The sequence below is a fragment of the Fictibacillus barbaricus genome (assembly GCF_031457135.1).
Taxonomy (GTDB): Bacteria; Bacillota; Bacilli; order Bacillales; family Fictibacillaceae; genus Fictibacillus; species Fictibacillus barbaricus_A.
The window spans coordinates 609,013-631,163 of record NZ_JAVDWA010000001.1 but is presented as its reverse complement, the minus strand read 5'-3'; the positions used below and the strand labels follow the sequence as shown (position 1 = coordinate 631,163).

The window sequence follows — 22,151 nt, the reverse complement described above, 5'->3', positions numbered from 1 at the left end:
GCAAAACTCCTTTTTATACTGGGATTTTTTCAGCTGCTGCAACTTTTTTCTCTGCATCTATTTCTTCTTTTTCATATTTCGGTAATGTCATCATATAAAACAAACCTACGATTACCAGCGAACCGCCAACTACATAAAACAGTGACTCAACAGTTAAAATTTTTGGGAAGAACAATCCTATTAACATAAGCGTAACTGTTTGTGACAGCATCATTAATGGTGTAATCCAGCCTTGCACCCTTCCCATCATTTTAGGGTCTACAATTTTAGGCAGCCACCCGCCGATCCCGATATTAACGAGTGGGATTGATAGTCCGGTGATGGCTGTAATTCCCAAGAACACCCAAACATTTTCTGCTAAGGCACATGCCGCAAGACTAAGCCCGCCTCCGAAAAGGCCCCATATGATAGCAGTGGAAAGCTTTATCTTTTTGGCAGCCATCGAACAAAGAACACTTCCAACAAGAACTGAAATCCCAAAGACAATTCCCATCCAAATCATCATTTGTTCATAATTATCCGGTGCTAATTTGTATTTCATGATAAAGGCTGGCATTACAGACAATCCGCCATTTACAACACCGAACATGAAAAAGCCAAGAATCAGAGAGAGCAATAATTTTGAGCTTTTAATATAGGCAAAGCCACCAGCAAAGTCTTTCCATACCATTCCGACTTTAATATCTTTAAACTTATGATTTCCGTTTGGCAAACGAACATCTTCTTTTATTTTCATGCTCGTGATCAACAATGCAGAGATGATGTATGTAACGAGATCAAAAGCAATTGCTCCTTGAATACCAACAGACCAATAAATAAAAATAGCAATCATGTTGCCGAACAGCATGAACATACTTCCTACCATTTGATTAAGCCCTGCTGAAATGGCATATTCGTCTTTCGATAAAATCCCTTGTACCATCGCCTGATCGGCCGGGAAAAAGAACTTTCCGACTGCGCTTCGCAAGAACAGAATCGCAAACACGAGCGGCATCCAGTCCAGCCAGATCGCTCCCATCAATGCCAGACTTAGCGCTGCACAGAGCCAGTCACAATATAAAGCAATCTTTTGACGATCCATTCGATCTGCCAAAACACCTACAATAAAAAAGACAGCTAAAGTTGGCAGTGAATACATCAGTTCTGCCATGGTCGCATATATAGGCTGTTCTCCAAATTTATCGAGCAAATAAAACATGAACGCAGTAACACCAATGATGCTGCCCATCGTAGAAGTAAATCCTGCAAAAAACAGCTTGGTAAAATTTCGATTCTGAAATATTTTCAGAAAATCTTTCATAAACTAACCCCCAGTACTAAGAACTTTCACACTCCACTTACCATTTTCTACCTAATTCCAGCTTTTGTAAATGTTTTTTTAGGTTGAACTTTCGGCATTATGACGATACTCTAGACAGAGAGCAAAATAGAGAGGATACTGACATGATTCATTTATTTTCACATAATGATTTAGACGGAAAATCTTGCGGCTATTTGGCGCAGCTAGCTTTTGGAGACAACTGCAAAATATCGTATTGTTCACATGGAACGATTAACGATCGCGTAGAAATGCTGTTAGATAATCCGAAAGAACGAAAAACAGAAATTATTATTACAGATATTGCTGTTAATGAAGAGTTAATGATGCGTTTAGACGAACGCTCTAACGCAGGCGGTAAGGTCAAATTGATCGACCACCATACAACAGCTTTGCATTTCAACGGTTTTGACTGGGGGCATGTACAAGTTCGTTATGACGATGATCGTCTTACATGTGCAACTTCTCTATTCTATGAATATTTAGTAGAGAACGGAAAATTGAAACAAACAGGCGCTCTTCAAGAATATGTCGAGTTAGTGAGACTTTATGACACGTGGGAATGGTTTGATGAGAAGGCCGAAGCAAAACGCTTGAATGATTTATTCTTCATCCTCCCTCCTGATCAGTTTGAAGAGCGGATCATGGAACGCTTAAAAGGGGATAGCTTCGAATTTTCTGAAACAGAAACGACGATTCTTGATTTAGAAGAAGCAAACATCTCTGACTACATTAAGAAAAAACAGCGTCAAATGGTAGAAATTTGGGATACGTGGTCCTTAGGTGAAGGTTCTGAGGAGAAAACGTATAAGATTGGTGTATTGCACGCTGAACGTTATCATTCTGAGCTCGGGAATGAAATTAATCGCGAAAATCCTCATTTGGATTTAATCGTGATTCTAAATATCGCAAACAAACGAATCGGTTTACGTACGATTCATGACGAAGTAGATTGCTCGATTTATGCGAAACAATACGGTGGTGGTGGTCATCCAAAAGCCTCTGGCGGAACGATGACTCCTGAAGCATTTGAAAAATTTGTAGTTGCTGCATTCAAAGAACAGGCACGCAGAATTGACCCACCGAAGAACGAGCAAAACGTGAAAGAAAATCCGGATGGCAGCTTGTACGTGAACAAATACCAAGAAGTTTCAAAGATTTTTTCTGAAGACGGAGAAACGTGGCTGATCACACATAAAACACATCCAGTAGAAGAAACATTCGATAGTTTTAAATCAGCTGAAAATTACGTGAAACGCCATTTTGATGGATGGCTCATGCGTGATGACGAGGCGAGTAATCACTAATACCGAAAACGCTCAGGCAAATTGGTCTGGGCGTTTTTCATTTCCCTTCCCCTCTGTATTTGCTCAATAATCCAGATGTTTAATACTCTTTTGTTCTTTACGTTCTTTAGTTTCATTTATTCCCTTAATGGCATCAACAATCATAAATGTGCAGCCCGTAATGACCGCACATAAATATATGATAATGATGGCTGGAACCATTACTGTACTGTCACCAAATAAGGACGCAGAGGCAAAAAGCAAAATAATTCCACCGAGAATAACTAGCCATCCTTGACCGAAATACTTCATTACGTTTAATCCCCTACCATCAACGTCTTATGTTTTAAAAAATCAATAACTTTGCGTGTCGTCTCGGATGATCCTTTTCCCATCCAGATCAGATGACCCCATGTATCTAAAAGCGCTAACTGTGCATTAGGAATATTCTCTTTAGCAAAATAAGCATGTTCAATAGGAACAGCAGCATCATTTTTACTATGCATGATTAGGACCGGACTTTTTATAGATTTTAGTTGAAAATGCTTTATTTGATTTGTTTGTTTAATATCCATTAAAAATCCTGAACCCGATCGCTGGCGATTATTCATTTTACGAAATGCATCAAGGTCATGATCGTTTATATGATTCCAAATCTCACTTGCTTTCATATGGCTAAAGGAAGAAAGCATTTGCTTGAAGATGAATCTAGGAAATTGATTACTCATAAATCCAATCATCTTCCACACGTGTTTTTCGGTACTCGGGCGAAATATCAGGTGGGCTGCCTTGTATTCTTTATCCTTTGGTGTTAGCCACTCTTTTGTAACTGCTGATTGAAGAATTAAACTTTTTACCCGCTCTGGATAGGAAGCAGCAAGTTGCAAACCGCTTGGACCTCCAGCTGAAATCGCAATCACATGAATTTTTCCAATGCCTAAATGATCCAATAATTTTATATACGCATTACTTGCAGCATCTAGATCACTGCCCCATTCTGGAGAAGTTTTTCCGTAACCTGGACGAGATGGAGTAATTAATTGATAATCGGCTTTCATTAATTCTGCATAACCAAATTCCTCATAACAATTGGAATGCCCACCATGTAAGATAAGGATAGGCTCACCTTGCCCAACTATTGAATATTCGACTATCTTTCCTTCTATTCGAAACTCCTCAACGTGTCTCACCTAACACACATTCTTTCTGATTTTGATTTATCATTTTATTCTTTCGCGAACACTCAAATAAAATAATCTTTATAATAAATGAAGATTGCGATTGCAGATGCGATCGTGTAAGAAAGCGATGTGTAATAAGCATATGTTGGTTTAAATGTCGATTTCGTTTCCTCTACTTTAATTCCTGTAACCGCTTGGGCTTGCATACGAACAAGGTTTGAAGACATTCCTCCAGTTGATGTAAAATACCTGATGATTAGGGTCATCGCTAATCCAACAAATACGGATAGGTCAATAAATTGCCAGGATATTAATTTTGCTAGTCCAAAGTTAATCCCGACTAATACAATCAAAGTCAGTAAGCAAGAAACAAATTTCCCCAATGTATTCCCTCCCCATTTATATTATTTTATACGATTCCCAAGGAAAAAAGTTCCATAAATTACAAAACGCCCGTGCATTATTCTGCACCGAGCGCATTTTTCACATTATAAAATTAATATCTAGGTGTTCTTTCGCTGATCCGTTCTGTCAGGATATATCGATATTGTGCGGTTCGGAATAGTTTAGCCTCAAGTGCATATTTTGACTGGGGTAAAATCAAGTTTGCGGTGTTTTTGAAGTGGACGCTGCATGTGTCGGAGTCTACCGATTCAATACGCTGTACGTGTGATTGAGATAACCAGATACATGTTTCATTTTTAGGAGATTCTACAGGAAAAAAGAAAATGCCAAGCTCGAGGTTTATCATGATTGGGGACAAGCTCACATAACCCATGGATCGGCGAACGGCTTCTCGCCTGCCTTCGTAACTGGAGCCGAAAAATAGACAGCTTTCGTTGATAATTTTGATAGGACTGATGTCAATCCGTTCATTCTTTTCAATTTCGAGTACTTCTGTATTTACATTCCCATACTCATTATAAAAGGGTAGAAGAGCCATTGTGCTCGTATTAATTTCGTAGGAACTGAGAAGTATTGTTTTTTCCATTTATTCATCCTCCTTATTTTTGTTTGCGCTTTTCACAACCCTCCTTTCAAATCGTGAATGATAATAAAATAATCAATCGAATAGGTAAATTATACTAACTATTCTGACAATATACCAGTTATTTTTACAATATTTTTATTACTGCGAAAAATAAGTAAATAATTTCCTCAAAATGGTTTCAAACTGGTTTAATAGTGGTATAGATAACATGGCGAAAAAAGGAGTAAGATTTTCGACCTATTTTTGTAGCTTACAAACTTTAGCAAAGAGGCGGATGAAAAATGGCAAAAGGTGATCTGCTGATCATTGGCGGTAATGAAGACAAAAGCGAAAATAAATTAATTCTGTCCAGGTTCGCAGCTTTATGCAGAAACCGTCAAGGCCCAATCGGAATTTTGACAACAGCTACAGGGTTACCAGAAGAAGTAGGCAGCGAATATGAAAAACTATTTAAATCATTACACGGAATTAAGCCGATACTTTTCCATTTGGATTCACGTGAAAAAGCGGAAGATTCTTCTCTGCCTGAACAGCTTTCTTCCTTGTCAGGATTATTCATGACTGGCGGAGACCAGCTTAGACTAACAAGCATACTCGGTGGAACATCCTTTTATAAACATCTCCACAAACAATGGAACAACGGATTGATCATCGGCGGAACAAGTGCCGGTGCTGCTGTCATGAGCAGATTGATGATTATCTCTTCTAAGCTTTTTGAAAAAGAAGAAATTTCGGTCCTTGAAATGGGTTCAGGTTTTGGATTTTTAGAAGACGTTATTATTGACCAGCATTTTTCACAGCGCGATCGTTTTAGCCGTCTTATGCGGGCCATAGCTTTAAATCCTCAGATCATTGGCATCGGTATCGATGAAAACACAGCCATCTGGGTACACAATGAAGGTGAACAGTTTGAAGTGATCGGCGAATATAACGTGAGCATTTTTGATGGCAAGACTTCAACTTATATTGATATCGCTGAAAACAAAGGTAACATGACCATATCCGATATCCGCTTCCATACACTTGGTGCGGGCGCGGTTTTCAATTTACACACACGAGAAATGATCATCTCTTAAGGAGCGAACCTATAAAATGAAAATCAATCGCGTCAATTATTTAACCGGACCCAACCTTTACAGTTTCAAGCCGACGATATGGATTGAACTTGATATAGAAGAATTTGAAGAAAAACCTTCTAACCTGCTCCCGAATTTTGCTGATAAATTATTGCAAGTCATCCCTACCCTTCACACGCATACGTGTTCGAGAGGCTATGCGGGAGGATTTGTTGAAAGGCTTTACGAAGGCACATGGATAGGTCATATTCTAGAGCACATCGCTCTTGAAATTCAGCACCTTGCAGGAATTAAGGTGAAACGAGGCAAGACAATTACGAGCGAACGAAAAGGGATTTATTTCGTAACGTATGATTATGTAGAACCGAAGTCAGGCTTCTACGCATTTGAGGCAGCCCTTGAAATCGTAACGGCCATATTAGAAGGCAATGAAATCAGTGCAGGATCGTACATCCAGCATACGTCTGACCTATATCATCTGCACAAATTAGGGCCGAGTACAGACGCGATCTATCAAGCGGCTCGTGCACGGAAAATCCCTGTGGAAAGAATTGGAACGAACAGCATCCTGCGGCTCGGAACTGGCAGAAAGCAAAAGTCTGTTCAAGCTACGATTTCATCCCAGTCTTCATATCTGGCTGTGGAAAATTCGTGTGATAAAGACATGACAAAAACACTTTTAAAAAGTGCAGGCCTTCCCGTTCCTTCTGGAGATGTTGTTTCAAATGAGTTAGATCTTCTGCAGTCAGCAGAAAGAATTGGCTATCCATTGGTCATCAAGCCGCTAAACGGACGTCAAGGCCAGAACATCGTAACAGACATACGGAATGATGAAGATTTAATTACAGCATTTCGCTGTGTATATAGCGAAGGAACGCAGTATATTATCGAACGTTATTATGCTGGAAACGACTATCGCTTTTTTGTCGTAAATGGTGAACTCGTTGCAGCTAGCCTGCGCCTCCCTCCCATCGTGATTGGAGATGGACGCCGAACGATCGCTGAATTAATTGAAGAGGAAAACCAAAACCCGCTGCGCGGTGAGGGACACGAAAAAGCGATGACGAAGATTCCGCTTGATGAACGAACGGTTGTGCATCTCGAAAAAGGCGGTTTTTCGCTTGAGTCCGTTCTTAAAAAAGGACAAGCACTGGCCGTTCTCGGAAACGCGAACCTTTCGACTGGAGGATCTGCTATTGATGTAACGGATGAAGTTCATCCTCACTATCGTAAAATGGCGATTGAAGCGGCAGCAGCAGTCGGATTAGATATTGCAGGAATTGATATCCTTTCTACAGATGTAACGGCTCCTTTTATTAATGGAGAAGCGGCCATCCTTGAAGTAAACGCAGCTCCCGGCATTCGTATGCACCTCTATCCATCGAGAGGAAAAAGCCGTGATGCAGGCGGGGCAATCGTAGACTATTTGTTCTCTTCGCGTGAAGAAGCCGCTATACCGATCGTTGCAGTTACAGGAACAAACGGAAAGACAACGACTTCCCGCTTGGTTTCACACTTGCTGAAAAAAGATAATGTGACGGTTGGCTTGACGTGTTCTGACGGCGTGTGGGTAGGCGATCATCAGTTGGATGCAGGTGATTGCAGCGGTCCAAAGAGCGCTCGCAAGGTTTTATCACATCCTGGTGTTGATGCTGCTGTTCTGGAAACGGCAAGGGGCGGCATGCTGCGTGAAGGCCTTGCTTTCCGTTATTGTGATGTCGGGATCGTAACGAACGTCAGCGAAGATCACCTTGGTTTGAATGGTGTTGAAACATTAGACGATCTGAAAAAACTGAAGCAAACAGTTCCTGAAGTAGTTCTTCCAGAAGGAACATGTGTATTGAACGCCGATGATCCATTATGTGTGGATATGGCAGAGCATACGAACGGTAAAGTCGTCTATTTTTCACTGTCGCTTATGAATCCAGTTGTTCAGGATGCTTTGAAAAGCGGGTCTAAAGTGTGGTACTTGGAAAACGATTGGGTGATGTTCAGCGAAAGTGGTAAGACAGAACGGTTCTTGCCTGTTTCTCACATTCCGTTAACAATTAACGGTGCTGCCCGCCATAATATTGCAAACGTACTCGCCGCTTTGGCTGCTGCTCATTCTTTAGGACATCAATTATCCGAGCTGCGCAGCAAAGTCATTACATTTATGCCGACTGAAACTCAGAACCGAGGACGTTTCAACCTTGTAGACATTCAAGACCGCACGATTGTTGTAGATTACGCGCACAATCCAGCTGGGTTAAGAGCCTTATTCGAAACGGTTGATCATCTGAAAAAAGGACGCGTCATCACAGTTGGTTCAGCTGCTGGCGACAGAAAAGACAATACGATCAAAGAGATGGGCCGTATTTTCGGCAATCACTCTGATATTTTTATTATTAAAGAAGATTTGAACTTACGCGGCCGAATGCCTGGAGAAACCGTTCATTTTCTTTACGAAGGACTAAAAGAGTCACAAGGGCAACCGGATGTTCATGTATATCCGAAAGAGCTTGAAGCCATGTCTCAAGCTTGGGAGCGTTCACAGCCAGGTGACATCATCGTCTTCCTTTATGACGATTACACTTCTATTGAAAGCTTCCTGGAAAAAATGAAGAACACTGAATCTGAATCGATTTTACAAAAAGCAAAATAAAAGAAAAAACAGTGCAGTCTCTCTTATTTGAGAGTTGCACTGTTTTTTTGTAGTTTTATTCTGATTCGAGCTCGGATTCATTTAAATACCGGACATACTCTAAATTTTTGTTACCGTTCGAATATCCATAACCAGCATAATCATCTTTTGAACCTGGAGTAGCTACTTTACTCGAGCTATCATATGGAACCCAGCCAAAATACATTTTCTGATTGAGATTGATTTCTGTGAATAGACTTGGTTGCCCTTCTGTTTTTGCTTTTACAACAGATTCGATTACGGTACTCCACTCATTTGGGAGCTTGAGTATACCGTATGATTTTTGATTGACCTCCACTCTTTTTTTCATCTGCACTTTAGGAGAATAATAGTGTTCGGTCCCATTGTTAATTGAATAGTCCCTGTCCTGCGATAAATAAAAATCAATATTACTCACTTCTTCTATTGGATTAAGACTCCATACGATACAGAATGTCGAAGGATCTTTGAGATCAATCTGCCACAAACGGGGTTCTCCGCTATTCGCGGCATATTGTATCTTCCACTCATGTTTTTTCCATACCCAATAGCTTGTGCCGTAATGCCCTACTTTTGTTATAAATGGAACAAAGAAATGATGTGAATCTACTTGAAGAACATCTTGAACTTTATTTGCTGGATCTCCGGGTAAGAAATAATTGATGTTGTTAATAATTTGTTTATTGGAAAGAAACGGTTCAGGTTGTGAAAAGTAAGTCCTATAGATTAATAGTGCAGTCGTTAAAATTAAAATTATTCCAAGAATGCTAAACAGATAGTGTTTCTTTTTCATTCTAATTTTCTCCTTTCAGCAAGGATTGATTAGAGCGGAAATAGTATTGTTTATGGTGTGAGGTAATCAGTAACCCCTTACCGTCTTTTTCCATGTATATGAGGGGTTCTATGTCACTTCCCCATTCTGGTACTACACCTGTCAGCTGATAAGGAAATTTTTCTTTTCGGTCTTTCTGTTTCATTTTCATCGTGACCGTTCCGTTGAACCACTCATCACTATGCATCTCTGCTGGCTTCATTTGTTTAATGATTTTAACGAAGTTTCCATTGAGGCTATCATTTTTAGCAGACGGATGAAGTTGAATGATGGCCGGGTTCTTTACCTTTGCCAAATATGTAGAAAGCTCATTTTCAGGATACATCGCGTTATAAATCGGAACTGATGCCAAAGTTGATGCTAGGAATATAAAATTTGCAAAAAATCCGATCCATGCAAAACGACGATACATTTGCCACCGAACTTCTTTTTTTCTGAAATAAAGATAAAGAAGCCAAACTCCAAGCGGTATGATCGGAATCTTCACCTTGGTATGCAGCATATTAATATCAAAGGAAAATGAAACAAAACCAACAGCAAGTATAATGAAAACCTTCCAGATTTTTGGCTTTATCTTTTGCTTTTTATAGATATGATACGTAAGAATTCCGATACAGATCCAAGCAATAGCCACTGTTATTAAAGATGCTAAGTTGTAATCGTAAACAAAATGGATAATAAAAAACACCGCCTTTATCAAACCTCAATAAGGAATATTATACCAATGATTAACTTTGCGGTATATCGGAAACAAAAAAGACATTACTTTTTTAAAGTAATGCCCGATTCACCATTATTTTTTATGAATTTCTTTCACTACGATTGCTTGGGATGCACTTTTGATGAGGCACCCTTCTAAATCTTCTTCCTTTAAAAACCCTAGTGTGAGAGCTGATTTCACTTTTTCCTCATCTGGTTTTTTAACAAGCTGGATGAGATCATTCATGTTTAGTTGTTCTAATTTTTGAACGGTCTTTTCATCATTAAATTTTTCCGATTTCCTGATTTGGCGCTGCAGCTTGTAGTTATTGACGGTTACTTCGCCTTTTTCATTTTTGCCGACCATACTATCGAAATAAATGTGAAAGACTTTTTTGAGCTCATCTAATTCTTTTTCGATTTCTTTCTTTTTGTCGTTTAGCTTGTTGTATTTAATCACCAGATCCTCTGATATCGTGTAATCTATTTGGTTAGCCATAGCTCGTCCCCCGATACGAATTGATATTAAATCTTATTGCGCAGCGGGGATAATTATTCTTCAAATAAAAAAACCAACTCATCTGTAGATTATTTTTTAATAATCGTTCGAGTCAGTTTCCTATATTATTTTGTTAATTCATCATTGTTGTTTTCTTTTTGATTTTCTGGTTTTTTCGTCCCTTTACTTACATATGGTTTTGGTCCTTTTTTCTTGCTGCTCGTTTTCCACCGGTTCCAGCCTTTTTTCCCTGTTCCTCTGCCTGTTCCGCCCTTGCCTTTTGCTTTACTCATCTTATCACTCCATGAACGTTCTATTGCTCTGTATCATTATTAAGCATTTAGATTGAATTATACTACATTCGGGCAGAAAACGGGGTGAATCCTGGATATTAATTTACGAATGTGGTGAACGTTGCGATGACAGCAGCTCCCAGTAGATAGGCACCGATTCGAACTTCGATATTACGTTTCCCGAGTATAAAACGGAAAATACGATCTAATATGTGATAAAGAATAAATGCAATAATTAAGAAACTGCCTAAAATCATTAGGAAATTCCAGCGATAAGCGAAGTTCGTTAAGTGAAGCACGCACACGATGGTAATGAAAGTCAGCAATTCACTCAGCTTTCTTTCATGATCACGTTTAGTAAAGAGGTAGTTGATAGTGCGGTGTTATAGGTTCATATTGGCACCAGCCTATTGTTTATTACTCAGATACAAATTCCTGGATTATTATTATTTTTTCCAGGATTATCTGAATTTTTTCCAGGATTAATATCGATTTTTCCAGGATTAGTTATATAAATTCCTGAATTGAACTCTCAAAAACTTAGAATTGCTTAATTTCTAGTTTTGATATACTTCTAAAAACGAATTAGAATCTAAATAAACTTTACAAGGAGGTTTTTTTATCAAAAAACAACCAAATCTACCAATAATTATCCAAAAATTAGAGGCATTACTTAGAAGAATCTCACCATTCCACCCTCAGAGGTTCAATATGGAAGAACAACTTGCAAAATGGAACTCTGGATTCTTTGGAGAACGATCGTTAAAGTACTTCTATAGATATTTGCCAAAAAAAGATATAATATTTGTCTACAATGTCCGCATATTTCATATAGGCTATCACTTTCAAATCGATACGTTAATAATTACATCCAAGTTTTTCATGATTTTAGAAATCAAAAATTATGCTGGCCATTTATATTTTGATGACAAATTTGGACAATTAGTACGTACACTAAATGGAAAAAAAGATATTTTTGAAGATCCCATCCTACAGGTCAAAAGACAATTATTCCATTTAACACATATTCTAAACAAATATAAACTCCCCATTATTCCAATTGAACCTTTAGTAGTAATTAGTAATCCCAAATCATTTGTAGAAAGTTCACCCACTTACAAAGAGGCATTAAAAATTGTGATTAAGAGTCCTAAACTTCAAAATAAATATGAAGAATTTAATAATAATTACAAAGAAAACATCCTGACATTTAAAGAAATGAAGAAAATAAGCAAAATACTATATAAGTTAGATGAACCATATAATCCGGATATATACAAACATTTTGGTATTCAACATAACGAGCTAATCCGTGGAGTTTTATGTTCGAAGTGCGATTCCACGAACATTATGAATCGCGTGGCAACAAGTTGGAAATGTACTAGTTGTTTTAGCATCTCAAAAACTGCTCAAATTCAAGCTCTAAAAGATTATGCTTTATTAATATCCACTCAAATAAGTAATCAAGAATGTAAAAACTTTTTGAATTTATCTACAAGAGATCAATCCCACTATCTTCTCAACTCGCTTAAACTTACTTATACCGGTACTACTCGTTCACGAACCTACCACCTAGACTCCCTTTTAAACAGTTAGTCATTTGGATTCACGATTGCCATCTGCTGGTGGTCTTCCCACTTGCCGTTGATTTTCACATTCTTTCGTGCGAGTCCTTCTTTTTCAAATCCCGCTTTTTCCAGTACTCGTATGGAACCAAGATTATGAGGCATGACACCAGCTTCAACTCGATGCAGTTTCAGTTCATCAAACGCATACTTCACAATGAGTTTAACGGCTTCGGTTGTATAGCCTTTTCCATTTTGCTTTTTATCCAAAAAGTAACCAACAAAAGCACTCTGTATGGAGCCGCGCATGACTGAAAACAGGTTGATTGATCCAATGAGTTTGTTATCTCCACAGGTGAAGATGCCAAAATAATAATCGGTATCGTCTAATGCGTAAGTTACTAGCCTTTCCAACCGGTCACGCTGTCCATCTAGCGTATAAAATTTTTCATCCCGTTCCATTGCAAACTGTTGAAAGAAGGTACGATTTAGCAACTGAAGTTCAAGCATCTCTTCAGCATCTTCTGGCTTTATTAACCGAATATAAATGTTTTCAGCTTGTAATTTCTTTTCCATGAGTTCGGTTATATCAATTACTTTTTCCATCCTCATTCTCCTTTTCTTCTGTCTATTCAACGAGACGAACACTATAATTTCTCATACTGTTTAGTGTTCCTTTGTACTCAAATGTCCCCTTTTTGATCAAATGAATCAGGCGATGTTGAATAAAAGCATCTCCGGTATATTGTGTCATATGGCCGATAACGGTTCCGATCAATCGTGCTGCCTTCATAAATTCTCCAGCCCGTTTTCCATGTATGCGTTTAGCCATTTTCACAATAAACGAATCAAAATAATCGCTTTCTACACTCTTAATCTGGTGATCTTCCCAAATGCGCAGAATCTCATTTGTTTGATTTAATTCCGCCCACTCATCAATAAGAGTTTGCTTCATTTGCTCTGAAAGACTTTCATCCTGTTTTGTCTTTTCCATGATTATCTTCATATTTTCTGGTGATATCTCACCTGTTCGTAAGGAATCATAAAAAATATCCGGCTCTTTACAATACAAATCAAAGCTTTCATTTGAATTAATCACGCGTATTTCATTATTTTTGTGTTGAAGCAGCTTCATTACAAATCGTAAGCCGGTTTGTTCATGTGCATTATCAGCTGTCCAGATCGTGATTATTTCATCTTCAGCAATCTCCTCAATCTCTTGAAGTGCTTGTTGAAAATTCACCACATAATCTTTATCAAAGAACTCATCAGCCAAATTCAGTTTATTCAGCCAATATGCTCGTTTTATCACACCTGCTTTATTCTCTAAATCGCGAAGCGGGCCAACAGAAAACAAGTCAGCAAATCCTATAACTCTATTAACATCCTCTTGCCGGCTTTCCTTTAGCATCCATTTCATGCATCCAGCTGGAGATTCACCAAACAAAATATGTACGTTCATGTTGACTCCTTTACGATTTATTAGAATTAGACCGTTCGTTTCCTCGTTTAAAGTTACCGGTCACTTTGGCAAGGATAAGCTGAACTTCTTTTTCACTGTTCGCTGAATTTATCCTGCTCATAATTTTCTCAGCTTCTTTACCTTTTAAAATCATTACTTGTTTTCCTTTGTAATCAATAAACACCGTATTATTCTTCGTTAAGCGATAAGTAAAAATCTCTTCTTCTAGCCTTTTCCGTTTGTCAATTTGGCCCATCCCGTCCCCCACCGCAGTTATTGATTTACAGCAGCTAATCTTTCCATTATTTTATCAACACAATTCTCAATTCCAACTTGGTAAGTATCTACGTTGATGTCGTATCTTTCATTTTGCTGATGAACAAATGTTAATTGATTCTTTGCTTGCCCAATTACACGATCTCCCCTTACAGCTTCTCTTCTTTCCAACTCCTCAAGAGGACAGTGCACGCCGACAAAAAAGACGGGGTATTTATTCAATGTTTCTAGACAGTCATCCAATGTAAACCGATCATGCATGACTTGATCGACAACGAGATTAACTCCTTTATTAGAAAACATGGCTATTGATCGATGAAAAAAATACTCTGTCGGAACCGGAATTAACTTGTTTTGATCCCGATTTTCCATCTTTTCAATGACACAATCAAAATCATCGATGCTTAGGTGAAAATAATCAGGAAGCTTTTCTACTAATTTTTTGGATAATGTAGATTTTCCAGAACTGGAGACACCGTTTAATAAAATAATTCTTCCTTTACTCATACATTCCCTCTCATATTCATTATTTTGAATTCAGAGTGAAATGACCCTGAATTTGTGTTTCAGCTGCAACTTGTCCCTTCCTCCGATAATAAAAATACACGATTACAAACAACAGGGACGTCATCATCAGCACGATCGTATTATTTATAAACGGATTGATTTCACCTTTAGAAATGAGAATGATTCCTCCACCTGGTTTTCCGATGAGTCCATACAACAATCCATAAGCGATATTCAATCCAAAATGTAGACCAGTATCAGCCCAAATGGTTCCTGTTTTATAAAATGCATATGTAAGGGAACAGCCTAACACGAATGAAAAAATAAAATTCATAAGTGATAAGTCACCGTTCCAAAAATCGTCCAGTGCATAAATAATAATGCTGATGCTCATGATCACGATCGGAGGCATCTTCCCTTTTAATAGATTCATTACAAATCCGCGTGTGATGAGGTCGTTAATAAATGAACCTAGAAAAAATCCAGCTAGAACTTGAAGTAAGATCCAACCTGCATTCCATCCTGTTTGGACGCCCGTGATTTCAAACTTTCCAAAGCTCCAATAGGTTATGTACAAAAGCGTCCACACACTAAATCCAATAAACAAGCTGATCAAGAAATACTTGCGTGAATTTTGAGTTTTAGCTAAACCAATTCCTTGAAGTCCTGGTAGTCCATTGAGCTTTGCGATATAGGAAGCCAAAGGAAAGAACAGCAATATACATAAAAACTGTATGACGGTGTTCGAGATCAAATGAGTCGTAACATTAAAATAGAAATCCAGTAGTAAGAAACCGACTAAACCAAATATTAGCTTTTTCATTGTTTACATCCTCATATTCGCAGTGCTGAAGCTGCTTTATATTCTTCTTCTTTTTTTACATAAATATCGAACTGCTTGTTCTCATTAAAGTTCCGGGCACGTACATTTACAGGGATTTCCGTTCTATAATTCACACCCGCTTCTTTTAGTTTTCCAGTAATTCGAAAGTAATTTTCCTCATTAAACGTGGTATGAAGAAGGATCCAATTTCTTTTTAAAATCGATTTAATAATTGTACTTAATAGGCTGAAACTGAAGAATGCAATTAAAATGAACAAAAAATATCCGGTCATAAGATGTCAGCCCTCTTTTCTTATTTTCTAAAATTACTTATTTGTTTTACGCCGACCTAATTCTTATTTATAATCAAAAGAAAATGGAGGCTAGTGATGGTTGCATTAGATCGATTAAAAAATTATGCAAAGAAGTTAAAACAAGAGTTATTTGTTCTTTATCTCTCATACAAAGATCAAAGAACTCCTTGGCATGCAAAAGCTGCAGCAATCTGTGTGGTAGCTTATGCCTTCAGTCCGATCGACTTGATACCAGACTTTATTCCTGTTTTAGGGTATCTGGACGACCTTATTATTGTTCCACTCGGCATCTCTCTTGCTTTAAAATTAATCCCTCCTATTGTGATTGAGGAAAATCGTGAAATGGCGGAACAATTGAAAATGAACGGAAAGCCGAAAAATTGGTTTGTTGGCATTTTATTTATCTTCATTTGGATTTTATTCACAGTTTGGATAGGTCGTATAATCCTTGGCTATTTAAGGTAAGAAAAAAGAGCTGCGATATCAACAGCTCTTTTCATCATCAGCCAAACAAAATATCTAAAACTGAACTTAATTGACCTTTTTTGCCTTCTAAGACATTCGGATCATACACTTCTACATAACCGCAATGCGCGCAAGAAACGAACAAAAAATGATTATGCTGAATATCCAGCAGCTTGCTTAATCCAGATCCCGTCATTGCAAGTTCCTTAGTTCTGCACTGAGAATGACCACATTTTGTACACTTAAATTTACTTCGAATGGCTTCTTCAACTTTACTCAACAACATCATCTCCTTGATTGAAATACGCGTTTATGCTGCAAAAGTTTCCAATAAAAGGGTTAATTCACCAATTCCCACTTCAACATATCGCCTTCACGACCGGTTTGTTTCATATTTAATTTTTCTAAAACTTTAATGGAGGCTGTGTTGTCCGCCAAGCATTCTGCGGTTACTTTATGTACGTCAGCAGAGGCAAAAGCCCACTCAATGATGCTCTGAACGGATTCTGTTGCATAGCCCTTATTTTGAGCGGATGGAATGATGCCATACCCTATTTCCACCAAGTTATTATCAGGCTTACCTTTAAAACCAATATCACCGATAATTCTGCCAGACTCTTTTTCAATCACAAACCAAACTCCCCATCCTAGAAGACTAGCATCCTCTTTTAAGTTCTCTAAATATTTTTTGATAAAACCGTGAATTTCATAATCCTCTGGTGAAAGCTTGTTAACTATTTGTTGATCAACAGGAAGGATTTTCAGTCTGCTCGTTTCGATCATTAATATATGTCACCCTTTTCCCAATATATGCCGGTAATCTAATCATAAAATTATGGAAAAATTTAGTCAACGAGAAAAATCAACCCCCATAAATGAGCGTTTGAATATTAATAGTTTAATGAGTACATAAACGATCATGAGTTATTGTGAACTGTTTTAAAGGAGGAAAAAGATGGAGCCTTATGTGAAAGATGCTCTCCTTGAGTGGAAAGAGGAAATCGCCAAGCAAAAGAATGAATTAGATGAGGAGTATGAAAGAGTAAAAAGTGAACTTCAGCTTTATTCTTATAAATTTGGTATTACGAAACAAGTGATTCAATCAACGATAAATGAAGAAATCATCAATAATATCAAATCGACGTATCAAAAACCATTTGAAGTAAAATACAATGAACTGAAAGAAACGATCAAAAAGCTCGAAGAAAAACGCAGCGTTTTTAAAATGTTTGTAGAAAAGATTGAGAATGTAAGTGAAATAAAAGAAGATTAATAAAAAAGATAACTTCTGTTTCAGGAGTTATCTTTTCTTTATTTCTGATTATTCCTTATCATCCGCTCTAGTTTTTTCACGGTTTCTGTAAGATCATCTATTTGTTTTTGCACCTTATCTTTTTCTTGGTCAGACTTAAAATCATCAACCTGATCTTGAAAGTCGGCATTGATATCCGTGTTCAGCTGGATGATTGCACCAATTGTTTGCAATGCGTCTCCTACAGTAGAAACTGCAGCTCCGATTATGCCAATTACCGTCCCCCGATTGTTAGAAGGGATAAATTGGAAGTTCCCTGAACCGTCCGTAGTAGATGGCGTTTCAAATTGTTCAGATACAATAAAAGGGAATCTATCTTTACTCAACTGTCTCACTCCAGTCTAAACATAAACGTTTACCCAATCATCATATGAAGTGAGGGTGAGAAAAGTTCAACTTCTCCGTTACTTTTGAATGAATGGGTCATTAGGCTTCTCGTTTGGTTTCGACTCGTTAAGCATTTTTGAGATGTGAATAAATCCGTATATGGAGATCCCCGTAATCGTCCAATTTAGTACTTGCCGAAGAATGATCCCCTTATCAAAAGCATCCACACCATATTTCATAATAAGCCAAACTTTTATTGAGGCTAAAAGTACTTCTCTAAAAGCAAAGCCAAGAGTGATGAGTTTAAATATGGTCAACGTTTTAGACTGGTAAAACAACTTTTTCATCTTGTCCCGATTATGACCTTGCATCTCCACTACATCGAGTGAAAAAAATAAGTAAATAGGCTTGTTCATCATAATTGTAATGATAAAGAACAAGGCGAAAGCGTAAGAAAAAAACACATTATTCCAGAGCATTCGAATCGCTGAACCCGACAAAACATCAATTAAAGTTCCTAATGAAAGATTCGCAATCATAAAAATACCAAGTAAGTTAATTTTCTTTAATAAGATGAACCGGATAATCGAGTAGATGATTCCGGGTACTGAAGAAATCAGCATGGCATAATAGTCACTTATATAATCTCTAGAAAAATTCCAAATAAGTAAAGGGAATATTACATAGCAAATCAAATCCCAAACAACAATGTTTTTATGCAAGATATACTCAACTTCCTTCCTAAATCGTGAACTACAATAAGTGTATATCGATTATACCATATAATGGAAAATACAATTCAGAAAAACTAAGCTCTCTCCACTTATGTATCTAATTACTTTAGTAGGATTACCATCGACTTTTAGATTGAAATTAACCTGCCAATAAATAAGAGCCATTACCACTGCCGCTGTAGTCAGCTGCCTGTAATCGCTCTTTATGTTTCACCTGATTCAATTTGTCTTTCTTTGTTTTCGTTTTCTTGGACGTCATCATTTTGTATATGTCTGCGTTCGAGAATGTACTTCTATTCGAATCAGGATTTCGTTTTCCCTCTCGAACTAATTTTTCTCTGAGCTTCCTCGCCTTTGTTTTTGCCATTTTCTTTCTCTCCCTTTTTATTAAATAATAATTGCTGTTTTATTATAGTACCTTTTTATGATTATGATACTATTAAACTGTATTGTTTTCCATAAAATTGAAAGAGTGATAGTTATGATAGCTGCAGAAATAATGGACGTTGTTGTAAAAGGAATTATTTTTCATAATGGAAAAATGCTCATTTTTAAACGTTCCGATGACGATGAGTTTGGCGCAAGTACGTGGGAATTCGTTGGTGGGAAGGTTGAGTTTGAGGAAGAATTGGAAGCTGCTCTTATCCGGGAAACAAAAGAAGAATCGGGATTAGACATTACCGTTGACAAACTTTTATATGCAACATCCTTCCAGACCACCCCTTCCAGGAAAGTAATCTTATTAAAATACATATGCAAAAGCGAATCCGATAACGTCATGATTTCCCATGAACACTCTGATTATAGGTGGGTAACTTCAGCGGAACTTCGCCAGTACCTCCCTTCACACATCATGGCTGATCTTAAAAAAAATCACTTTTTTTCGACACAAGCAATTTAGCGAGGTGTTTCAATTTGGAAAAAGAACAAGCAAATTTAATCATCAAAGTAATGGTTGAATGGATGAAACAGCCATCTTTAAAATACGAAGTGCAGAAGCTGCCACTAATAAACGATGAACTTCCTAGCTTTCACCAATGGACAAAAAGAAAAACAGTTCTCGCGGCGTTTTCAGTATCCATTCCTGAAGAAAACGGTTATCACTTCCTATTCATCGACTGGCATCGAAATGATAACTTTTACCTTGTCATCTATACACAAAACAAATCAACGACTGTCGCAGAAATTCAACGTATAGCCATAATCAATGACGTCCCTCATCTTACATGGACTTACAACCCATTAAAAAGGGATGGAAAGAACGATGTGCGAAAATCTTATTTCAAACAGACTTTCGGTTCCCTGAACGTTCAAGTCCCAGTTCCATTAAAATCAAACGACGTTGAATTATTTATGGAGCGGCTTTTCAAACTTTCTCATAACCGAATGAGAGCAGATAAAGCACATGAGATATTTGATATATAACAATGAACGCCTGATGACATTATCGCATCAGGCGCTTTTACTATGTAAGGGATCGTTGTTCCCTTTGTTTCGTTCTATCGTTTAGAACACTTCGGTATTGAGCTGCGCGATGGAGTTTAGAAAGCAGAGACCCACGTGTGCAATTAAGGGGTAAGTCTATCCCGTTAGAAAAGATAACAGTTGAATGTTTTAATCCAATTTTATCTACGGTGTCGATGTGTGGTTGTGACAGCCAAATGCAGGTGTCATTTCGTGGTGATTCAATCGGGAAAAAATAGAGGTTAAGCTTGGAATCAATCATGATCGGTGCAAAATGAATAAAACCCAAATTTTTTCGTGCTGCTTCTTTTTTGCCTTCCCATGACCCTCCATAAAAATAACAGCTGTCCTTAATTACACGGATTGGTTTTTGTTCAACAAGCAGGATGGCATCACGTTCATAAATTTCTGCACAAACTCGTCCAAATTCATTTATAAATGGCACAATCGCCATCGTATCTGGGTTAATAATATAACTCTTAACTTTTTCGTGTTTCATTTTAAAAGTCATCAACTCGCTCCTTTAAAATCATATGATTAAATTCTCTTACACATAGTGAAATAACCATCACTACATCTACCCTCCTATTTAATATTCATAGTATATAATACCTACATTTATTTACTATGTAGTAATATCTTACCATGTAAATTTTTACTAGTCTACAATAATTCGCAAAAATATTCAGAAAATTCTACGAATCGACTTTTTTCTTCATTCAAAAGAGCACTTCTCAGTAGATTTTCCTTTATAATTAGAGCAATTTCTAACTCAATTCATGTTTTCTTTTGTAAACCATTACTGACTCCGATGAGTGCTTGGACAAGTTAAACGTCCGTATTGTTATCTTTAACTGACTTATACTTTCATCAGTAAGTTATTCCAAAAACAATTTTCGATCCCTCCCCTAGATGCACCCTTGCTTTCCTAAACAGTACAGTTTTTATGTGATTCCTATTTTTTGATTTTCTAAAATTAGACATATCTCCAAGTACCGTTTTATATTTTTAACAAAGGGAAAAAATACATTATTAAATCAAAATGAGGGATGCGTAATGAAGAGGATCACATATATATGCTCAGCCGTTGCTGCGCTCTTGCTCGTAAACGCGTGCTCCGCAGAAAAAGATGCACCTCAGAAAAGCGAACAGATTGACAATAAAGAAGTTGATAAAGCGAATGAATCGAAACAAGAACAAAACGATAATTCCAAAGAAAATCAAGATCAGCAAAGCAATAATGATGCTGACTTAACCGAAGAAGAAGTATTAGCGGCCATCAAAAATCAGAGCCATACACAAATTCCGATTGTACTACCCAAAAAGCTTCCTTTAAAAATGGATGAACACCTAACAGCGACCACAAAATCTGACCCTTCCAGCTTTCAAGTGATGTTTTTTACAAGCACTAAACCGATTCCTATCAACAATGAAAAACTTAAGAAGAAGAACAGTGAAGCAGTTCCTCTAGTCAGATTGACTGTTCATAAATACAACTCGGAAAAAGAAGCTGACGAACAAATTGCCTATCAGGACTTCAGTAAAATCGGCGGTCAGAAAATCGACCTTGGACATAACATTATCGGGTATCAGGATGCTGGCGCAGGTTCACTGTGGATTAGCTGGAACGAAGGCCGGTGGTCTCTCACAAGTCATACCCAGACTTCGAGATCAGAGGATGGTGAGCAATTATCAAGGGATGCAGTGGAATACTTAGAAACACACACACTGCCAATTCCAAAACCTCATGGATACGTGCATGTGGATGCTACAGGTATGGATAACAGAATCCTTTGGCAGAATGGCACAACCGTATATACGCTGGACCAATTTAACGATCCGATGAGCGCGTTAATAATAGCGGCGATGTTTGAATAAAAAGAGAACCGACCTCGTGATGAGATCGGTTTTTCTTTTATTGCAGATTAATAAACGGGGAATCTCGTTGTCAGCTTTATTCATAAGGTCTATTCATAATTAGAAGTTTCATTAAAGTTTGTGCAATCTATCACAAAATGTTCATAAAATCCCTGCCTAATATGCTTTCTAACGTTTTATTATTTGA

At 37.6% G+C, this 22,151-nt stretch carries 31 protein-coding genes; 9 read left to right on the top strand and 22 right to left on the bottom strand.

From position 1 onward, the window contains the following. Window positions 1–13 precede the first annotated feature (13 nt). A complete protein-coding gene (locus J2X07_RS03455; RefSeq protein WP_310256442.1) occupies window positions 14–1,300 on the bottom strand; it encodes an MFS transporter in 1,287 nt (428 codons plus the stop codon). Window positions 1,301–1,443: 143 nt separating this feature from the next. Between J2X07_RS03455 and J2X07_RS03450 the strand changes: the two genes are divergently transcribed. Beyond that, a complete protein-coding gene (locus J2X07_RS03450; protein ID WP_310256441.1) occupies window positions 1,444–2,625 on the top strand; it encodes a DHH family phosphoesterase in 1,182 nt (393 codons plus the stop codon). A 63-nt stretch (window positions 2,626–2,688) separates the two neighbouring features. Here J2X07_RS03450 and J2X07_RS03445 read toward each other — a convergent pair whose 3' ends face one another. The 4 genes from J2X07_RS03445 to J2X07_RS03430 form a co-directional block, all read right to left on the bottom strand. Beyond that, window positions 2,689–2,916, bottom strand: coding sequence for a hypothetical protein (locus tag J2X07_RS03445; protein WP_310256440.1), 228 nt, complete (start codon window positions 2,914–2,916; stop codon window positions 2,689–2,691). A 5-nt stretch (window positions 2,917–2,921) separates the two neighbouring features. Further along, a complete protein-coding gene (locus J2X07_RS03440) occupies window positions 2,922–3,794 on the bottom strand; it encodes an alpha/beta fold hydrolase (protein WP_310256439.1) in 873 nt (290 codons plus the stop codon). 53 nt (window positions 3,795–3,847) lie between these two features. Further along, a complete protein-coding gene (locus tag J2X07_RS03435; protein ID WP_310256438.1) occupies window positions 3,848–4,168 on the bottom strand; it encodes a hypothetical protein in 321 nt (106 codons plus the stop codon). Between the two features lie 113 nt (window positions 4,169–4,281). Continuing rightward, window positions 4,282–4,776 carry a competence protein ComK gene (locus tag J2X07_RS03430; RefSeq protein WP_310256436.1) on the bottom strand — a complete coding sequence of 165 codons (495 nt, stop codon included), beginning with the start codon at window positions 4,774–4,776 and terminating at the stop codon, window positions 4,282–4,284. Window positions 4,777–5,057: 281 nt separating this feature from the next. On the opposite strand from J2X07_RS03430, the gene J2X07_RS03425 reads away from it, so the two are divergent. Both J2X07_RS03425 and cphA read left to right on the top strand, forming a co-directional pair. After that, a complete protein-coding gene (locus J2X07_RS03425) occupies window positions 5,058–5,852 on the top strand; it encodes a cyanophycinase (protein WP_310256434.1) in 795 nt (264 codons plus the stop codon). A 16-nt stretch (window positions 5,853–5,868) separates the two neighbouring features. Further along, complete coding sequence (cphA, locus tag J2X07_RS03420) at window positions 5,869–8,496, top strand: cyanophycin synthetase (protein WP_310256432.1); 2,628 nt, start codon at window positions 5,869–5,871, stop codon at window positions 8,494–8,496. A gap of 55 nt (window positions 8,497–8,551) precedes the next feature. Here cphA and J2X07_RS03415 read toward each other — a convergent pair whose 3' ends face one another. The 5 genes from J2X07_RS03415 to J2X07_RS03395 all read right to left on the bottom strand — a co-directional run bounded on the left by J2X07_RS03415 (window position 8,552) and on the right by J2X07_RS03395 (window position 11,094). Continuing rightward, a complete protein-coding gene (locus tag J2X07_RS03415; protein WP_310256430.1) occupies window positions 8,552–9,307 on the bottom strand; it encodes a hypothetical protein in 756 nt (251 codons plus the stop codon). Window position 9,308: 1 nt separating this feature from the next. Next, entirely contained in the window at window positions 9,309–10,034 is a 726-nt protein-coding gene (locus tag J2X07_RS03410) for a hypothetical protein (RefSeq protein ID WP_310256428.1), read from the bottom strand. Between the two features lie 105 nt (window positions 10,035–10,139). Beyond that, complete coding sequence (locus J2X07_RS03405; RefSeq protein WP_310256426.1) at window positions 10,140–10,544, bottom strand: hypothetical protein; 405 nt, start codon at window positions 10,542–10,544, stop codon at window positions 10,140–10,142. 125 nt (window positions 10,545–10,669) lie between these two features. Continuing rightward, window positions 10,670–10,837, bottom strand: a complete 168-nt coding sequence (locus J2X07_RS03400; protein ID WP_310256424.1) for a DUF3934 family protein — start codon at window positions 10,835–10,837, stop codon at window positions 10,670–10,672. 98 nt (window positions 10,838–10,935) lie between these two features. After that, complete coding sequence (locus J2X07_RS03395; protein WP_310256421.1) at window positions 10,936–11,094, bottom strand: hypothetical protein; 159 nt, start codon at window positions 11,092–11,094, stop codon at window positions 10,936–10,938. A gap of 454 nt (window positions 11,095–11,548) precedes the next feature. On the opposite strand from J2X07_RS03395, the gene J2X07_RS03390 reads away from it, so the two are divergent. Continuing rightward, on the top strand, window positions 11,549–12,433 hold the full coding sequence (locus tag J2X07_RS03390; protein ID WP_310256419.1) for a nuclease-related domain-containing protein: 885 nt from the start codon (window positions 11,549–11,551) through the stop codon (window positions 12,431–12,433). Here the strand turns inward: J2X07_RS03390 and J2X07_RS03385 are convergent. From J2X07_RS03385 to J2X07_RS03360, 6 genes are read right to left on the bottom strand one after another with little or no spacing between them, the layout of a single operon-like run. Next, window positions 12,430–13,008 carry a GNAT family N-acetyltransferase gene (locus J2X07_RS03385; protein ID WP_396193560.1) on the bottom strand — a complete coding sequence of 193 codons (579 nt, stop codon included), beginning with the start codon at window positions 13,006–13,008 and terminating at the stop codon, window positions 12,430–12,432. The genes J2X07_RS03390 and J2X07_RS03385 overlap by 4 nt on opposite strands. A 22-nt stretch (window positions 13,009–13,030) precedes the next feature. Then, window positions 13,031–13,864 (bottom strand): DUF1835 domain-containing protein, encoded by an 834-nt coding sequence (locus J2X07_RS03380; RefSeq protein ID WP_310256417.1) that lies wholly within the window; start codon window positions 13,862–13,864, stop codon window positions 13,031–13,033. Between the two features lie 10 nt (window positions 13,865–13,874). Further along, complete coding sequence (locus J2X07_RS03375) at window positions 13,875–14,120, bottom strand: hypothetical protein (RefSeq protein WP_310256414.1); 246 nt, start codon at window positions 14,118–14,120, stop codon at window positions 13,875–13,877. A 17-nt stretch (window positions 14,121–14,137) separates the two neighbouring features. Further along, window positions 14,138–14,647 carry a chloramphenicol phosphotransferase CPT family protein gene (locus J2X07_RS03370; protein ID WP_310256412.1) on the bottom strand — a complete coding sequence of 170 codons (510 nt, stop codon included), beginning with the start codon at window positions 14,645–14,647 and terminating at the stop codon, window positions 14,138–14,140. 19 nt (window positions 14,648–14,666) lie between these two features. Continuing rightward, window positions 14,667–15,470, bottom strand: a complete 804-nt coding sequence (locus J2X07_RS03365; RefSeq protein WP_310256410.1) for a CPBP family intramembrane glutamic endopeptidase — start codon at window positions 15,468–15,470, stop codon at window positions 14,667–14,669. Between the two features lie 11 nt (window positions 15,471–15,481). Continuing rightward, window positions 15,482–15,763 (bottom strand): hypothetical protein, encoded by a 282-nt coding sequence (locus tag J2X07_RS03360; protein WP_310256408.1) that lies wholly within the window; start codon window positions 15,761–15,763, stop codon window positions 15,482–15,484. Between the two features lie 96 nt (window positions 15,764–15,859). Here J2X07_RS03360 and J2X07_RS03355 point away from each other — a divergent pair, with 96 nt between their 5' ends. Next, window positions 15,860–16,249 (top strand): YkvA family protein, encoded by a 390-nt coding sequence (locus tag J2X07_RS03355; protein ID WP_310256406.1) that lies wholly within the window; start codon window positions 15,860–15,862, stop codon window positions 16,247–16,249. A gap of 37 nt (window positions 16,250–16,286) precedes the next feature. On the opposite strand, the gene J2X07_RS03350 is transcribed toward J2X07_RS03355, so the two are convergent. Then, window positions 16,287–16,529 carry a zinc ribbon domain-containing protein gene (locus tag J2X07_RS03350; RefSeq protein WP_310256404.1) on the bottom strand — a complete coding sequence of 81 codons (243 nt, stop codon included), beginning with the start codon at window positions 16,527–16,529 and terminating at the stop codon, window positions 16,287–16,289. Window positions 16,530–16,588: 59 nt separating this feature from the next. Further along, on the bottom strand, window positions 16,589–17,032 hold the full coding sequence (locus tag J2X07_RS03345) for a GNAT family N-acetyltransferase (RefSeq protein ID WP_310256402.1): 444 nt from the start codon (window positions 17,030–17,032) through the stop codon (window positions 16,589–16,591). Window positions 17,033–17,204: 172 nt separating this feature from the next. On the opposite strand from J2X07_RS03345, the gene J2X07_RS03340 reads away from it, so the two are divergent. Beyond that, on the top strand, window positions 17,205–17,522 hold the full coding sequence (locus tag J2X07_RS03340) for a hypothetical protein (RefSeq protein ID WP_310256401.1): 318 nt from the start codon (window positions 17,205–17,207) through the stop codon (window positions 17,520–17,522). 38 nt (window positions 17,523–17,560) lie between these two features. On the opposite strand, the gene J2X07_RS03335 is transcribed toward J2X07_RS03340, so the two are convergent. From J2X07_RS03335 to J2X07_RS03325, 3 genes are all read right to left on the bottom strand, one after another. Next, window positions 17,561–17,887, bottom strand: a complete 327-nt coding sequence (locus J2X07_RS03335; protein WP_310256400.1) for a hypothetical protein — start codon at window positions 17,885–17,887, stop codon at window positions 17,561–17,563. Window positions 17,888–17,965: 78 nt separating this feature from the next. Then, entirely contained in the window at window positions 17,966–18,610 is a 645-nt protein-coding gene (locus J2X07_RS03330; RefSeq protein ID WP_310256399.1) for a VC0807 family protein, read from the bottom strand. A 151-nt stretch (window positions 18,611–18,761) separates the two neighbouring features. Continuing rightward, a complete protein-coding gene (locus J2X07_RS03325; protein WP_310256397.1) occupies window positions 18,762–18,989 on the bottom strand; it encodes a hypothetical protein in 228 nt (75 codons plus the stop codon). Window positions 18,990–19,103: 114 nt separating this feature from the next. On the opposite strand from J2X07_RS03325, the gene J2X07_RS03320 reads away from it, so the two are divergent. Further along, complete coding sequence (locus tag J2X07_RS03320) at window positions 19,104–19,523, top strand: NUDIX hydrolase (protein ID WP_310256395.1); 420 nt, start codon at window positions 19,104–19,106, stop codon at window positions 19,521–19,523. Window positions 19,524–19,537: 14 nt separating this feature from the next. Continuing rightward, window positions 19,538–20,047, top strand: coding sequence for a hypothetical protein (locus tag J2X07_RS03315; RefSeq protein ID WP_310256394.1), 510 nt, complete (start codon window positions 19,538–19,540; stop codon window positions 20,045–20,047). Window positions 20,048–20,087: 40 nt separating this feature from the next. Here the strand turns inward: J2X07_RS03315 and J2X07_RS03310 are convergent, their stop codons facing one another. After that, window positions 20,088–20,597: a competence protein ComK gene (locus J2X07_RS03310; protein WP_310256392.1), complete on the bottom strand. Its 510-nt coding sequence runs from the start codon at window positions 20,595–20,597 to the stop codon at window positions 20,088–20,090. Between the two features lie 545 nt (window positions 20,598–21,142). On the opposite strand from J2X07_RS03310, the gene J2X07_RS03305 reads away from it, so the two are divergent. Beyond that, window positions 21,143–21,964, top strand: coding sequence for a hypothetical protein (locus J2X07_RS03305; protein ID WP_310256390.1), 822 nt, complete (start codon window positions 21,143–21,145; stop codon window positions 21,962–21,964). Window positions 21,965–22,151 lie beyond the last annotated feature (187 nt).

Bases quoted from the DNA above. Each gene is read 5' to 3' on its own strand.
- J2X07_RS03455 (WP_310256442.1), bottom strand. From the start codon at position 1,300: ATGAAAGATTTTCTGAAAATATTTCAGAATCGAAATTTTACCAAGCTG.
- J2X07_RS03450 (WP_310256441.1), top strand. From the start codon at position 1,444: ATGATTCATTTATTTTCACATAATGATTTAGACGGAAAATCTTGCGGC.
- J2X07_RS03445 (WP_310256440.1), bottom strand. From the start codon at position 2,916: ATGAAGTATTTCGGTCAAGGATGGCTAGTTATTCTCGGTGGAATTATT.
- J2X07_RS03430 (WP_310256436.1), bottom strand. From the start codon at position 4,776: ATGGAAAAAACAATACTTCTCAGTTCCTACGAAATTAATACGAGCACA.
- J2X07_RS03425 (WP_310256434.1), top strand. From the start codon at position 5,058: ATGGCAAAAGGTGATCTGCTGATCATTGGCGGTAATGAAGACAAAAGC.
- cphA (WP_310256432.1), top strand. From the start codon at position 5,869: ATGAAAATCAATCGCGTCAATTATTTAACCGGACCCAACCTTTACAGT.
- J2X07_RS03415 (WP_310256430.1), bottom strand. From the start codon at position 9,307: ATGAAAAAGAAACACTATCTGTTTAGCATTCTTGGAATAATTTTAATT.
- J2X07_RS03405 (WP_310256426.1), bottom strand. From the start codon at position 10,544: ATGGCTAACCAAATAGATTACACGATATCAGAGGATCTGGTGATTAAA.
- J2X07_RS03400 (WP_310256424.1), bottom strand. From the start codon at position 10,837: ATGAGTAAAGCAAAAGGCAAGGGCGGAACAGGCAGAGGAACAGGGAAA.
- J2X07_RS03395 (WP_310256421.1), bottom strand. From the start codon at position 11,094: ATGATTTTAGGCAGTTTCTTAATTATTGCATTTATTCTTTATCACATA.
- J2X07_RS03390 (WP_310256419.1), top strand. From the start codon at position 11,549: ATGGAAGAACAACTTGCAAAATGGAACTCTGGATTCTTTGGAGAACGA.
- J2X07_RS03385 (WP_396193560.1), bottom strand. From the start codon at position 13,008: ATGGAAAAAGTAATTGATATAACCGAACTCATGGAAAAGAAATTACAA.
- J2X07_RS03380 (WP_310256417.1), bottom strand. From the start codon at position 13,864: ATGAACGTACATATTTTGTTTGGTGAATCTCCAGCTGGATGCATGAAA.
- J2X07_RS03375 (WP_310256414.1), bottom strand. From the start codon at position 14,120: ATGGGCCAAATTGACAAACGGAAAAGGCTAGAAGAAGAGATTTTTACT.
- J2X07_RS03370 (WP_310256412.1), bottom strand. From the start codon at position 14,647: ATGAGTAAAGGAAGAATTATTTTATTAAACGGTGTCTCCAGTTCTGGA.
- J2X07_RS03365 (WP_310256410.1), bottom strand. From the start codon at position 15,470: ATGAAAAAGCTAATATTTGGTTTAGTCGGTTTCTTACTACTGGATTTC.
- J2X07_RS03360 (WP_310256408.1), bottom strand. From the start codon at position 15,763: ATGACCGGATATTTTTTGTTCATTTTAATTGCATTCTTCAGTTTCAGC.
- J2X07_RS03355 (WP_310256406.1), top strand. From the start codon at position 15,860: ATGGTTGCATTAGATCGATTAAAAAATTATGCAAAGAAGTTAAAACAA.
- J2X07_RS03345 (WP_310256402.1), bottom strand. From the start codon at position 17,032: ATGATCGAAACGAGCAGACTGAAAATCCTTCCTGTTGATCAACAAATA.
- J2X07_RS03340 (WP_310256401.1), top strand. From the start codon at position 17,205: ATGGAGCCTTATGTGAAAGATGCTCTCCTTGAGTGGAAAGAGGAAATC.
- J2X07_RS03325 (WP_310256397.1), bottom strand. From the start codon at position 18,989: ATGGCAAAAACAAAGGCGAGGAAGCTCAGAGAAAAATTAGTTCGAGAG.
- J2X07_RS03320 (WP_310256395.1), top strand. From the start codon at position 19,104: ATGATAGCTGCAGAAATAATGGACGTTGTTGTAAAAGGAATTATTTTT.
- J2X07_RS03310 (WP_310256392.1), bottom strand. From the start codon at position 20,597: ATGACTTTTAAAATGAAACACGAAAAAGTTAAGAGTTATATTATTAAC.
- J2X07_RS03305 (WP_310256390.1), top strand. From the start codon at position 21,143: ATGAAGAGGATCACATATATATGCTCAGCCGTTGCTGCGCTCTTGCTC.